This window comes from Microbacterium testaceum, assembly GCF_029761935.1.
In the GTDB taxonomy this organism is placed as follows: domain Bacteria; phylum Actinomycetota; class Actinomycetes; order Actinomycetales; family Microbacteriaceae; genus Microbacterium; species Microbacterium testaceum_A.
The window spans coordinates 1,347,848-1,361,355 of record NZ_CP121699.1 but is presented as its reverse complement, the minus strand read 5'-3'; the positions used below and the strand labels follow the sequence as shown (position 1 = coordinate 1,361,355).

Genomic DNA, 13,508 nt, shown 5'->3' with positions numbered 1-13,508 from the left:
GCGGTCGAATCCGGCTCTAAGGAGCGGTCCGACCGAACGCGTGATGCGTTCCAGCTCCTCCAGTATTCGGCAGTGTCCCTCGCCCGTCTGTAGGTATTTCGGGGGACATTTCGAACACGTGTCAGCCAGTGAAACCGCGCCATCCGGCGGTGCGGTTCAGCGGGGTGCGCAGGCCGCGAGCCGACAGCTCCCAGCGGGAGCGCGGCGTCTCGTCGGGAACCGTGGCGTCGGCCACCTCGCGCACGTAGGACTCGCTCACCACGACGATCGCCGCGGCCAGTTCCTCTTCGGTGGGCGTGCCGCGTACGACCTCCGCGACGATGGGTCGGGAGGCGTCGGGGTCGACGGTGTCGCTCACAGCGGGATGTTCCCGTGCTTCTTCGCGGGCAGGCTCGCGCGCTTGTTCCGCAGCGCCCGCAGGGCCTTGGCGATCGAGACACGCGTCTGCGCCGGCTCGATGATCCCGTCGAGCTCGCCGCGCTCGGCGGCGAGGAAGGGGGATGCCACGTTGTACGTGTACTCGTTAGCCAGGCGCGTGCGCACGGCCGCGACGTCTTCGCCGGCCTCTTCGGCGCGCTTGATCTCGCCGCGGTAGAGGATGTTGACCGCGCCCTGACCGCCCATGACGGCGATCTCGGCCGTGGGCCACGCGAGGTTGATGTCGGCGCCCAGCTGCTTGGAGCCCATGACGATGTACGCCCCGCCATAGGCCTTGCGCAGGATCACCGTCACCAGGGGCACGGTCGCCTCGGCGTAGGCGTACAGCAGCTTCGCGCCACGGCGGATGACGCCGGTCCACTCCTGGTCGGTGCCGGGGAGGTAGCCGGGCACGTCGACGAGGGTGACGATGGGCACCGAGAACGCGTCGCAGAAGCGCACGAAGCGGCTGGCCTTCTCTCCCGCGTCGATGTTGAGGGTTCCGGCCATCTGCGAGGGCTGGTTGGCGATGATGCCGACCGTGCGGCCCTCGATCCGGCCGAAGCCGATCACGATGTTGGGGGCGAACAGCGGCTGCACCTCGAGGAACTCCGCCGCGTCCACGATGCCGTCGATGACGGTGTGGATGTCGTACGGCTGGTTCGGGGAGTCGGGGATGACGGTGTTCAGCGAGCGGTCGGCATCCGTCGTCTCAAATTCGAAGGGCGTGTCGTAGACGGGGATCTCGGCGAGGTTGTTGTCGGGCAGGTAGCTGATGAGGCCGCGCGCGTAGTCGATCGCGTCGTCCTCGTCGTCGGCGAGGTAGTGCGCGACGCCCGAGCGGGTGTTGTGCGTGTGGGCTCCGCCGAGCTCTTCCATTCCGACGTCTTCGCCGGTGACGGTCTTGATGACGTCGGGGCCGGTGACGAACATCTGGCTGGTCTTGTCGACCATGATGACGAAGTCGGTGAGGGCGGGGGAGTACACCGCTCCACCGGCAGCGGGTCCCATGATGATCGAGATCTGGGGGATGACCCCGGATGCCGCGGTGTTCAGGCGGAAGATCTCTCCGTACTTGCCGAGGGCGACGACGCCCTCCTGGATGCGGGCTCCGCCCGAGTCGAGGATGCCGATGATCGGGATGCCGCTGCGCAGCGCCAGCTCCATGACCTTGATGATCTTGTCGCCGGCGACCTCGCCGAGCGACCCGCCGAAGGTCGAGAAGTCCTGCGCGTACACCGCGACCGTGCGGCCGTGGATCGTGCCGGTGCCGGTGACGACCGAGTCGCCGTAGGGGCGCGACTTGTCCATGCCGAACGCGGAGGTGCGGTGGCGCACGTACTCGTCGAGCTCGACGAACGAGCCGGGGTCGACCAGCATCTCGAGACGCTCGCGGGCGGTGAGCTTGCCCTTCGCGTGCTGCTTGTCGCGGGCGGCGGCTTCGGCGTCGACGACCGCCTCCTGGAACCTGTTGCGCAGGTCCGCGATCTTGCCGGCGGTGGTGAAGAGATCGGGCTGGTCGGTCACGCTTTCCACCCTAGCGACAGCGTCGGCGCCCGCGTTGGAGGGTGCGCACAAGCGAATGCGCGAGGCGCTGTGGCATCCGCCCATGTCCTCCCGTGTCGGGCCGCCGCGTCGAGCGCAAGAGGATGCCGTGAACCCGGCGCGTTCTCTAGGGTGAGCTCATGCCGATCCCCGCCGCCGGATACCCGCTCGCCGCCGCCCACAGCCCGCGCGTACAGGTCGTCGAGACGACCGACTCCACGAACGCCGACGTGATCGCGGCGGTCACCGCCGATCCCGAGGGCTGGCCGCACCTGTCGCTGCTGGTGACCGACGACCAGCGCGCCGGGCGCGGGCGGCTCGACCGCAGCTGGACGGCGCCGGCCGGAACCGCGCTCGCCGTCTCGGTCGTCGTCGACGCGGCGATGATCCCGATCGCCCAGCGCGGGTGGATCCCGCTGGTGGCGGGCGCCGCCATGACGCGTGCGGTGCGCGCCCAGCTCACCGGCCACGGCGGAACGGCAGAGCTGAAGTGGCCGAACGACGTACTCGTCGACGGGGGCAAGATCTGCGGCATCCTGGCCGAGGTCGTGCCCGGCGCGGCCGACACGGTCGTGGTCGGGGCGGGAGTCAACACGCGCATGAGCCGCGCCGATCTTCCGGTCACCACCGCGACCTCGTTCGCCGCGATCGGCGCGGAGTGCGACGACGACCGCCTCCTCGCCGACTACCTCGAGGATCTCGGCAAGATGCTCTCGCGCCTCGTGCACGACGACGTCGAGCGCGTGCACTCCGAGATCGAGAGACTCTGCGTCACCGTCGGCAAAGAGGTGACCGTCGCGATGCCCGACGGCTCCACCCTCCAGGGCACGGCCACGCGCCTCGACCGGGACGGACGCCTCGTCGTCGAGGCCGGCACCATCGAGACCGTCGTCTCGGCCGGAGACGTGGTCCACGTCCGCTGACGGCGAGGCGCCCCGCGTGGCACCGGCCCGCCGGGCCCCGCGCGTCGCACAATGAGACCGTGACCCAGCCGTCGAACTCGATCGGGCGCCCGCGGATGCCGGCGCCGGGGACGGCCGCGCCCGAGTTGCGCATCGCACGACTGCGCTCGCACGCGCGGCGCCTGTTCTGGTCGGCGCTCGTCCTGATCGGCGTCGCGGGGGCGACGGCTTTCTTCTACGACAACCTGCCGGCGCCCTACGAGAACTGGATGCTGCTGACCGCGGCGGGCGTGCTCGTCCTGTTGCTGGTGGTCATCCCTTACCTCGTGTGGCTCTCGCACACCTGGACCATCACGACGCGCCGCGTGATCGAGCGCTCCGGTCCGTTCGGGGCCAACCGGCGCGAAGTCTCCCACGTGCGCGGGTACGCCATCGAGATGCGGCGCGGCATCCTGCAGCGGATGTGGGGCGCGGGCACGCTCTCGCTCTCGAACGGCGTCGAGCCTCCGCTGCGCCTGAAGAACATCCCGCACGCGGTGCTCGTCCACGAGACGCTCGTCGACCAGGTCGAGGTCAACCAGATCCTCGCCCACCGCGACGCGCAGACCTTCGGCTCGGGCGCCGTCGGCGGTCTCTGAGCGCGCCGCGGCCACCGTCCGCCCCGGCGTGCGCACCTGCCCCCTGACGATATAACACAGGAGACGTACGCTCCTCCTGCCGAGATCGCGCTGCGACCGGGGTCGCGGCGCGCACATCTCCTGCGTTGTGTCCAGCGCAAGGTGCACCGGCGGATGACTCGGTCCCCATCGCCCGGCCACCCGGACCGACTCGCGCCCCCGCGGGCGGCCAGACAGAATGGATGCCGACGGAAGGAGCGGCATGGCGCTGCGAGTCGGAGTGGTCGGTGGCGGACAGCTGGCGCGGATGATGATCGCGCCCGCCGTGGAGCTGGGGGTCGAGATCCGCGTCCTCGCCGAGAGCGAGGGCATGTCGGCGGCACTCGCCGCGACCGCCGTCGGCGACTACCGCGACACCGCGACGGTGCTCGCCTTCGCCCGCGACGTCGACGTCATCACCTTCGATCACGAGCACGTGCCGCAGGACGTGCTGGCCGCCCTGGTCGACGCCGGCGTCGCCGTCCACCCTGGACCCGCACCCCTCGGCGTCGCTCAGGACAAGCTCGTCATGCGCGCGAAGATGGCCGAGCTGGGGCTCCCTCAGCCCGACTGGGCCGCCGTGTCCACGGCATCCGATCTGCAGGAATTCCTCGACGCGCACGGTGGGCGAGCGGTCGTGAAGACGCCGCGCGGCGGGTACGACGGCAAGGGCGTCCGGGTGGTCTCCGCCGCCACCGAGGCGGACGACTGGTTCGCCGCGCTCGCCGAGGACGGCAACGGCGGTGCCCTCCTCGCTGAAGAACTGGTCGACTTCACCCGAGAACTGGCCCAGCAGGTCGCCCGACGCCCCTCCGGCGAGGTGCGCGCGTACCCCGTCGTCGAGACCGTGCAGCGCGACGGGGTCTGCGCCGAGGTCGTGGCCCCGGCGCCCCGCGCCGACGCCCGCGTCCAGCGCGTCGCCGCCGAGATCGGCGTCGCGGTCGCGGAGGGACTGGGCGTGACCGGCATGCTCGCCGTCGAGCTGTTCGAGACGAGCGACCAGCGCATCCTGATCAACGAGCTCGCCATGCGTCCGCACAACAGCGGTCACTGGACGCAGGACGGTGCGATCACGAGCCAGTTCGAGCAGCACCTGCGCGCGGTCCTCGACCTGCCCCTCGGATCGACGGATGCCGTGGCCCCGTGGACGGTCATGATCAACGTCCTGGGCGGCCCCGCCGAGGGCGGCCTCGACGAGCGGTTCGCCGCCGCCATGGCGGCGCACCCCGCCGCGAAGATCCACACCTACGGCAAGGCCCCGCGCCCGGGCCGCAAGGTGGGCCACGTCAACGTCATCGGGGAGGACCTCGACGACGTCGTCTACGAGGGTCGCGCGGCCGCCGCGTTCTTCGACTGAGCGCGCCGTTCCGAGATCTTCCAGCGAGCCGCCCTACCCTGGACCGGTGACCCGGCCGCTGCATTCTTCCGAGACGCCCGTGGTCGGCGTCGTCATGGGCTCCGACTCCGACTGGCGCGTGATGAACGCCGCCAGCGAGGTGTTGACCGAGTTCGGCATTGCGCACGAGGTCGAGGTGGTCTCCGCCCACCGCACCCCCGACAAGCTCGTCCGGTACGGGCGCGAGGCGCGCGGACGCGGGCTACGCGCCATCATCGCGGGGGCCGGAGGAGCCGCGCACCTGCCGGGCATGTTGGCATCCGTTACCGCCCTCCCTGTCATCGGCGTCCCCGTGCAGCTGGCGACGCTCGACGGCCTCGATTCGCTGCTCTCGATCGTCCAGATGCCCGCGGGCATCCCGGTGGCCACCGTCTCGATCAACGGAGCGAAGAACGCCGGCCTCCTCGCCGCGCGGATCCTCGGCAGCGCCGACACCGCGCTCGCCGAGCGCGTCGAGGCCTACGCGCGCGATCTCGAGGCGCAGGTCGAAGAGAAGAACCGTCGCCTGAAGGATTCCCTATGACGCTCGCCGCCGCCCGGCCCCGCTCTCGGACGCACGTCGTCGAGCAGCGCCCGATGCGTCACCCCGACGCGAACTCGCGGGCGGTCATGACCCGTCGCGGGTGGTGGCTCGTCGCGCTCAACTTCCTGCTTCCCGGTTCCGCTCAGGTTCTGGCGGGCAACAGGCGCCTCGGCCGGTTCGGCCTCGGCGCCACCCTCGCGATGTGGACGATCCTGGTGCTCGCCGGTCTCGGAGCCCTGCTCATGCCCAGCGGACTGTTCGCCCTGGCGACCGGATCGTTCATCCCCGACTTCCTGTCGTGGTTCCGTCCGCTGCCGTTGACGCTGGTGCAGATCGCGCTCGTCGCGTACGCCGTGCTCTGGATCGTGCTGACCATCGACACGCTGCGGTTGGTCCGACTGGTCAAGGTCGGGCCCCTGTCCCGCGTCGCCATCGCCGTCGTCTCGGTGGCGCTGCTCGTCGTGTCCGGCTCGGGCGCGGCGTGGGCGGCACAGGCGGCGGGAACGACCCGCGACACCTTCTCGGAGCTGTTCGCGCAGTCCGCCCCCGTCGTCCCGCCGTCCGACGGGTACTACAACATCCTCCTTCTGGGCGCCGACTCCGGCGAGGGGCGCGACTCCATGCGCTTCGACAGCATCTCGGTCGTCTCGATCAACGCCGACACCGGCGCGACCACCATCACCGGCATTCCGCGCGACATGCCGCACTTCCCGTTCGCACCGGGGCCGATGCAGGACGAGTACCCCGACGGGCACACCGGATACGCCAACGCGACGTGCGGCTGGGGCAGCGGTATCAACCAGCTCCGCACCGAGGTCGAGGTCTGCCAGGACGGGAACACGCTGTACCCGAACGCGAAGGCCGAGGGGTCCGAGCCCGGCATCGAGGCGACGAAGGACGCCGCCGAGGGCATCATGGGCATCCAGATCCCGTACTACGTGCTGATCGACATGAAGGGCTTCGCCGATCTCGTCGACGCGCTCGGCGGCGTCGACATCGACGTCAAGGAACGCCTGCCCAAGGGCGGCCCCGCCTACGACGGCCAGCCGGTCGACGACTGGGCCTTCGGCTGGGTCGAGCCCGGGCAGCAGCACATGAACGGCGACACCGCCCAGTGGTACGCCCGCTCGCGGTACACGACGAGCGATTTCGACCGCATGCGCCGCCAGCGCGAGCTGCAGGAGGCGATCCTCGCTCAGACCACCCCGCAGAACGTGCTCACGCACTTCCAGGACGTGGCCACCGCCGGAACCAACATCGTCGAGACCGACCTGCCGCAGGGGCTCATCGCCCCGACCCTGGTGAACCTCGCCCTCGAGGCGAAGGGCCAGCCGGTCGGCACGCTCGAGCTGACCCCGGCGGGTGGTGTCGACGAGTTCGACCCCGACTACGCCCAGGTGCAGCAGATGGTGCACGACAAACTGCACCCGCCGACCGAGACGGAGGCGCCCTCCTCGTGACCGTGACCCTGCGCGTCGTGCTGGATCAGCTCGTCGCCCCGACCTCCCGCGACCTCGCCGAAGCCTCGGCCTCACTGACCGAGGCCCTCATCGCCACCGCCCCGCGCGGGTGCGACGTCGGCGCGATCGTTCCCTCGCCCGGGATCTCCGACGGCGAGGCCATCGCCGGCCTCAGCTCCGAGACGCGTCTGTCGATGCGTCGCCGCGAGCTCGCGGCATCCTGGCAGCTCGGCGTCGCCCCCGGAATCGGTAAGGGACTCATCCACTCGCCTACCCCGCTCGCACCTCTCGTGCGCCACGACCGCGTCAACGAGACGCACCAGATCGTGGTGACCCTGTGGGACCTGCGCGCGTGGGAGACCCCCGAGGAACTGCCCAAGGCCGAGGTCCTGGCCGGCCGCGCGTTGCTGTCGCGCGTGACCAAGCACGCGGACGCGGTGATCGTGCCCACGCACGCGATGGCCGAGCGTCTCGCCGAGGTGGCCAAGCCCAAGCTCGTCAAGAAGCTGCGTGTGATCGGCGGGGCTCCGGCCGCGGGGATGCGTGTGCCGTCGGATGCCGTGGGCCGCTTGCGGGCCCTCGGCCTGCCGCAAACCTTCGTCGCTGCGGCCGGGGGGAGTGCGGCCTCCGACGCCCTCGGGGGTGCGTTCGCCGCCGTCGTCGCCTCGGGATGGGAGGGCGACGTCGTCGTCCTCGACGTGCCCGAGGGCGACGAGCCCGCCGTGATCGACCTCGCCGCCGCCGCGGGGCTCGCCGAGGGGCGCGTGCACGCCCGCGGCGCGCTCGACCGCTGGGATCGGGCGGCCGTGCTCTCGCACGCGGCGGCGTTCGTGGCCTCGTCCGCGCGTGCGGACTGGCCGTGGCGCGCGGTCGACGCGCTCGCGGTGGGGCTGCCGATCGCGGCGGTCGACACCCCCGTGCTCCACGAGGTGCTGGCGGATGCCGCGGCCTTCGCCCCGGTCGACGAGCTCGGTGCGGCGCTCTCGCGAGCCCTGGGGGAGGACGCCGATCGCCTGCGCGTGCTGGCCGGTGACCGCGCCAAGGGATTCGCCTGGGGGGCCTCGGCCGACCGGGTGTGGGCGCTGCACGCGGAGCTGTGAGGTGGGCGCCCCTATGCTCGACAGCATGACAGCGCGCGTCGGGATCGTCGTCCGTACCCGGCGGCGGCCGGACTTCCTCCGTCGGGCGCTCAGCGACATCGGCACGCAGACCTACGCCGACCACCGGGTCATCGTGGTGAACGACGGGGGAGACCCCGCCGAGGTCGAGGCGATCGTCGCGGAGGCCGCATTCAAGGTCTCCGTCCTCCACATCGTCGACGGTGAGGGAGGGCGCTGCGTCGCCGCGAATCGAGGCGTTCGCGAAGCCGGTACCGAGTACGTCGTGCTTCATGACGACGACGACCGCTGGCATCCCGAATTCCTCGCCCGAACCGTCTCGTGGCTCGACGCGACGACCTCTGACGCGGCCGTCGCCGTGCCGACCGAGATCGTCTACGAAGAGAAGCGCGGCGGGGCGTGGGTCGAGGTCGGGCGCGCACCGTTCTGGGCGGGCATGCAACGCATCTCTCTGACCGAGATGCTCAGCGTCAATCGAGCCGTCCCCATCTCCGTGCTCTACCGGCGGTCGATCCACGACGAGATCGGTTGGTACGACGAATCCCTCGACGCCGTCGAGGACTGGGACCTCTATCTTCGGATCCTCCGGCACGGCGGGATCGGCTTCCTCCCGGGAGAACCGCTCGCTTTCTGGACGCAGAGACCGGATGCCGCCGGTCTCGACGCCAACAGCATGTTCGCGCTCACCGAGGCGCACGCCGCCGACGATGCACGGGTGCGCGACCGGGCACTTGCGGAGTGGATCGGGCGGGAGGGGGATGGGCTGCCGTTGTACCTCGCTGCCCTGCACACGGAGCTCACCGCGCACCTCGACGAGCGTCTGCAACAGACCGCGGCCCGGATGCGCGAGGAGATACGGGACGACCTCCGGCGGGAACTCGACGCGCATCAGCCGCTGTGGTCGCGATTGCGGCGTCTGCGGCGCAGGGTCGTCCGTCGGTAACGACCTGGTGTCTTGCGGCGTGGGTGGAGGCGAGTCTGCGCCCGCACACGCATAATGTTGCCGTGAAGAACGCCTTCGACGCTGCCGTACCGTCCTCCCTCCGGCGCACGCGCGTCGTGCTGCCCGTGCTGCTCCTGGCCGGGGCTCTGTCGTTCTCCGGATGCGCCGGGGCTGCCGGCTCCGCAACCCCCACCCCGAGTCAGACCGCGTCGGCGTCGACCGCCTCGCCCACGACGTCGCCCGAGGCCACCCGCACGCCCTCGCCGACCCCGACTGACGGGGGATCCGCAGCGACGGACGCTCCGTACAACGGCCAGATTCTGATCATCACTTCCGAGGTCCGCGACGGCACCCTCGAGGTCTCAGCAATGGTGCCGGGGGTCTCCGAGTCGGGTGGGACGTGCACGCTCACCCTGGTGTCTTCGGGGGCGAAGGTCGACTTCACTGCGAACGAAGGGAAGGACGTGACCTACTGCGGTCTCATGTCCATCGCCGTCGGAGACGCGACCGACCCGGCTTTCCAGGTCACCTACTCGTCGCGCACCACGTCGGCCACGTCCGCGGTGACGACGGTCGAGCCGACCTCGTGATCCGTCCCACCCGCCGCCGCCTCGCGGCGATGATCGCGGTCTGGGCTTGCGCGCTCGCTCTGCTCGTGGCCGCCCCTCTCGCGCTCCCCGCCACGATCGCCCCCGTGCATTCCGCCGCGGCAGCCACTGCCGCGGACTGGAACCCGGGCAACATCATCGACGATTCCGTCTTCTACGACGGCAACGCCATGGGTTCCCCCGAAATCCAGGCTTTCATGGAACGCCAGGTGCGCAACTGCCAGTCGGGGTACACCTGCGTCAAGGATTACCGGCAGAACACGGACAACAGGCCCGCCGACAAGTACTGCAATGGCTACTCCGGTGCGGCGAACGAGAGCGCCTCGACCATCATCGACAAGGTCGCTCGCTCCTGCGGCATCAGCCAGAAGGCGCTTCTGGTTCTGCTGCAGAAGGAGCAGGGTCTCATCACCTCGACGGCTCCGTCGTCGTGGAACTACTCCGCGGCGACCGGCCAAGGATGCCCGGACACGGCCCCGTGCGACAAGGCGACCGCCGGTTTCTTCTACCAGGTCTACTACGCGGCGCGTCAGTTCGAGGTCTACCGTCTCAATCCGACGTGGTGGGGTTACCAGTCCGGTCGGTGGAACAACATCCTGTACAACCCCGATGGCGGGTGCGGCACGCAGCGCGTGTACATCGAGAATGCCGCAACCGCCGGCCTTTACATCTACACCCCCTACGTACCCAACCAGGCGGCCCTGAACAACCTCTACGGCACGGGCGACGGATGCTCGGCCTACGGCAATCGCAACTTCTGGCGCACCTTCACCGACTGGTTCGGATCGACGCGCGAGCAGAACCACCGGATCGTTTCCGTGGCCAACGACATCTATCTCGTGTCCGGCAACCGTCGGTACCACATGCCGCCCCACGCGTGGGCGCAGTGGCAAGCGGCATTCGGCGATCCGTCGGCAGTGACACGTGGGTACCTCGACCGTTTCGCGGACGGCGGCGATGCGAGCCTCTACGTGCGCAACTCGACCACAGGCGCCGTCTACTACCTTGATTCGCGGGAGCTGCACTACTTCGACAGCTGCGAGCTCATCGCCCTCTGGGGCGGGAATTGCCAGAATCTCATCATCGACGTGACGGGCGCCGACCTCGCGTCCCTGAGCGTGGGCAAGCCGATGAGTCCTTTCGGACGAACCGACTCGGCGGCGACGGTCTACCGGATGGCCGGCTCCGAGATGCAGCCGATGTATGACGACGCGGTCGCCGCGACGTACAACCTCGGCACCGTGCCGTATGCGGCTCTCCTCCCGGGTTCGGTCGTGGCGCGTTACCGCGTGTCGACGCAGACCCGTTTCGCGAACGGCCAATTCATCATGTTCGCCGGTGACAGTCGTGTGTGGCTGCCTACGGGCGACGGTCGTCTCTTCTATCTGCCCTCCTGGACGCGTGCTGCCGAACTCGGCCTCCCCTCCGGCGTCTTCAGCACGAATGTCCCCACCTCGGCCGCTTTCAACTGGCCGCAGATCGGCAACCTGGAGCCCTTCGTCTCGTGCGGCGGGAGCAACTTCTATGCGGCTTCGGGGTCCCTGCGGCCCGCAACTGCCGCGGCGGCCGAGGGTTTCGTCGTCGCGTCGCTCGACCCGTCCACATGCTCCGCGCTGGCCGTGACGACCGAGGGTGCTGGTTTGGTTTTCATCCGCCCCGCCGATGACACGCGGATCTTCTACGCCGTGGGGGGCGCATACCGCCATGTCACCTCCGTGCCGCAGCTCCAGAAGGTCGCGGGCACACCCTCGCCGCGCGTCCTCACCATCAGTCGCGAAGCGTTGGCTCTGCTGAAGATCGGCCCCGCGTACTGACCGTCCCGGACGAGGGACGCCGGGGCCGGGACGGGGACGTCACGCAATGCCACCTAAACTTGGGTGGTCTGTGGTCGAAAGGATCGTGAATGTTGGATCGGTTGCCTCGCGCGGTGTCTCGTCGTCTCGCGCGCCTCATCGAGCGCGTATCGGCGGCGCTGTTCCAAGCCTCGCTCCTGGTCGAGCTCGGTCCTCGGGCCTTCCGCGTACGCCGTCGTGCGCTCGGTCAATGGCGAGCCGTTGAGGGGCTGACGTTTCCGAACGGCATCTCCACCGCTCTGACCTCGCAACGTGCCGCAGGCTGGTACACGATCTTCCGCCCCCAGCTGGTGATCGCCCTGTACGGCACCCCGTCGCCTTCCCTGGGCGCGTGGATGACGCGTACCGCGGGCCGCATGAACGTTCACTTCCTCGTAGGTGATGCGGCGGTTCCCTTCACGCGCAGCCTGTCCGCCGAGACCTGGACCCGCACCGGCGTGCGGGGAGCGGCGGAGTTCGACCTGACGGAGGTTCTGGCCTACATGCACGGGCGACGGCGCAGGTGGGATCTCCTCCTGCTCGACGCCGGTCAACCTCTTCCCGAGATCGCCGAGCTCATGCATCTGCAATTCGCAGCCCATGAGTACCAGCCGGAGAAAGAGACCGGCTTCGTCACTCCCGCCTACCGCGTCGACGGTGTGGTCACGAGCGGGTTCCAGTTCGATCGGCGCAAGGGCGAGTACGTTCCGAGTCCGAGCAGCGTGAAGGACTACGGCCAGGACTCCATTCCGCGCTACGTGCTTACCGCCCCCGCCCATGGCTTCTACGCGACCTCCTTCGCGCTCGACCGTGTAGACGTCCCCACCCGCCACCTGTCCGGTACGCGGCTCGACGTTCAGGTCGCGGAGCTCGTGCGTAAGGGCTGGGCGGGCAACATCCGCACCCTGTGCTTCAGCCCCGTCGTCTTCGATGTGAGAGCACTCCCGAGCTTGTCCGTGAGCTCAGATGCTCGCGAGTGGCTCATGCGGCGTACGGTGTCGGAGGACGGTGAGCGGGTCCGGGTGATCTTCGTCCTGACGGCCACATCGATCAGCGGCGGGATCCGCGCGGTTTTCCAGATCGCCAACGGGTTGGCCGAGCGGGGAATGGACGTCGAGATCTGGTCGTTGCAGACGGCTCCCACCTGGTTCGAACTCCACGTCCCCGTCCGCACCTTCGACAGTTACGGCGATCTCCTGCTCTCCCTGCGCAATGCCGATGCCATCAAGGTGGCGACGTGGTGGGAGACGGCCGAGATCGTGTGGTTGGGATCGGTCAACCATGGCCTCCCCGTCTATCTCATCCAGGAGTTCGAGACGTGGTTCTTCCCCGACGACCAGGTCGTCCAGGCAGCCGTCGTCGCGGGCTATCGGAGCGAGTTCCTCGGCATCACGGAGGCGAGCTACCAGGTCGGCGAGCTGGAGCAGATCGGCATGACGGCGACGCTCGTGCCTCACGGTTATGACGAGACGGTCTTCCATCAGCTCGCCGAAGTCCCTCGCGAGGAGGACACGGTGCTGGCTATCGGGCGGTCGTTCTTCCAGAAGAACTTCGCCATGACCGCTCGCGCGTGGCGGGCGATGGGGGAGCGCCGCCCCCGGCTGCTGATGTTCGGCACGGAGCCCGACATCCTCGAGGACGAGCGGACGGAGTACGTCGTCCGCCCGCTGGATCCCCATGTGAACGAGCTTTACAACACGGCGACCATGTTCGTTCAGACCTCGCGCCATGAGGGTTTCTGCCTCCCGGTCCTCGAAGCGATGGCGGCCGGGTGCCCCGTCATCACCACGGATTCTCACGGTAACCGCGATTTCTGCATCGACGGCGAGAACTGCATCGTCGTCGGGCAGGACGACGACGATGCCCTCGTGGCAGCTATCGACCGTCTCCGGTCCGATCCGGAGGAACGGGAACGTCTCCGGCAGGGCGGTCTCGAGACAGCGGAGCGGTACCGCTGGCCGCGCGTGCTGGACATCGTGGCGGAGTTCTACTCGCGCGCCGCGAGTTCCGGACTCGCAGCGGAGCCGTTCAGCGACGCGGGCATCGACCAGTCGTCGTCGAAATCCACCTGATCCGCGGCGTGGTGCTCACCCCGAGGGATGGGCACT

General features: G+C 69.4%; 12 protein-coding genes. 10 read left to right on the top strand and 2 right to left on the bottom strand.

Annotated elements, in window-relative coordinates; genetic code table 11:
- Positions 1 to 121 precede the first annotated feature (121 nt).
- The gene (locus QBE02_RS06670; RefSeq protein WP_279367619.1) at positions 122 to 358 is read right to left on the bottom strand and encodes an acyl-CoA carboxylase subunit epsilon; all 237 of its coding nucleotides are present in this window, start codon (positions 356 to 358) and stop codon (positions 122 to 124) included.
- On the bottom strand, positions 355 to 1,944 hold the full coding sequence (locus QBE02_RS06665) for an acyl-CoA carboxylase subunit beta (protein ID WP_371129294.1): 1,590 nt from the start codon (positions 1,942 to 1,944) through the stop codon (positions 355 to 357). The genes QBE02_RS06670 and QBE02_RS06665 overlap by 4 nt, the downstream gene beginning before the upstream one ends.
- Before the next feature lie 158 nt (positions 1,945 to 2,102).
- On the opposite strand from QBE02_RS06665, the gene QBE02_RS06660 reads away from it, so the two are divergent.
- The 10 genes from QBE02_RS06660 (at position 2,103) to QBE02_RS06615 (ending at position 13,472) form a co-directional block, all read left to right on the top strand.
- On the top strand, positions 2,103 to 2,885 hold the full coding sequence (locus QBE02_RS06660) for a biotin--[acetyl-CoA-carboxylase] ligase (RefSeq protein WP_279367618.1): 783 nt from the start codon (positions 2,103 to 2,105) through the stop codon (positions 2,883 to 2,885).
- A 59-nt stretch (positions 2,886 to 2,944) separates the two neighbouring features.
- Positions 2,945 to 3,502 (top strand): PH domain-containing protein, encoded by a 558-nt coding sequence (locus QBE02_RS06655; protein ID WP_279367617.1) that lies wholly within the window; start codon positions 2,945 to 2,947, stop codon positions 3,500 to 3,502.
- A gap of 241 nt (positions 3,503 to 3,743) precedes the next feature.
- Positions 3,744 to 4,877 carry a 5-(carboxyamino)imidazole ribonucleotide synthase gene (locus QBE02_RS06650; RefSeq protein WP_279367616.1) on the top strand — a complete coding sequence of 378 codons (1,134 nt, stop codon included), beginning with the start codon at positions 3,744 to 3,746 and terminating at the stop codon, positions 4,875 to 4,877.
- Positions 4,878 to 4,971: 94 nt separating this feature from the next.
- Complete coding sequence (gene purE, locus QBE02_RS06645; RefSeq protein ID WP_279367862.1) at positions 4,972 to 5,439, top strand: 5-(carboxyamino)imidazole ribonucleotide mutase; 468 nt, start codon at positions 4,972 to 4,974, stop codon at positions 5,437 to 5,439.
- On the top strand, positions 5,436 to 6,899 hold the full coding sequence (locus QBE02_RS06640; protein ID WP_279367615.1) for an LCP family protein: 1,464 nt from the start codon (positions 5,436 to 5,438) through the stop codon (positions 6,897 to 6,899). The genes purE and QBE02_RS06640 overlap by 4 nt, the downstream gene beginning before the upstream one ends.
- Positions 6,896 to 7,999, top strand: a complete 1,104-nt coding sequence (locus QBE02_RS06635; RefSeq protein WP_279367614.1) for a glycosyl transferase — start codon at positions 6,896 to 6,898, stop codon at positions 7,997 to 7,999. Before QBE02_RS06640 ends, QBE02_RS06635 begins: the two co-directional genes overlap by 4 nt.
- Before the next feature lie 25 nt (positions 8,000 to 8,024).
- The gene (locus tag QBE02_RS06630) at positions 8,025 to 8,960 is read left to right on the top strand and encodes a glycosyltransferase family 2 protein (protein ID WP_279367613.1); all 936 of its coding nucleotides are present in this window, start codon (positions 8,025 to 8,027) and stop codon (positions 8,958 to 8,960) included.
- A gap of 62 nt (positions 8,961 to 9,022) precedes the next feature.
- Positions 9,023 to 9,550 carry a hypothetical protein gene (locus QBE02_RS06625; RefSeq protein WP_279367612.1) on the top strand — a complete coding sequence of 176 codons (528 nt, stop codon included), beginning with the start codon at positions 9,023 to 9,025 and terminating at the stop codon, positions 9,548 to 9,550.
- Positions 9,547 to 11,382 (top strand): hypothetical protein, encoded by a 1,836-nt coding sequence (locus QBE02_RS06620; RefSeq protein WP_279367611.1) that lies wholly within the window; start codon positions 9,547 to 9,549, stop codon positions 11,380 to 11,382. The genes QBE02_RS06625 and QBE02_RS06620 overlap by 4 nt, the downstream gene beginning before the upstream one ends.
- A 113-nt stretch (positions 11,383 to 11,495) precedes the next feature.
- Complete coding sequence (locus QBE02_RS06615; protein WP_279367610.1) at positions 11,496 to 13,472, top strand: glycosyltransferase family 4 protein; 1,977 nt, start codon at positions 11,496 to 11,498, stop codon at positions 13,470 to 13,472.
- Positions 13,473 to 13,508 lie beyond the last annotated feature (36 nt).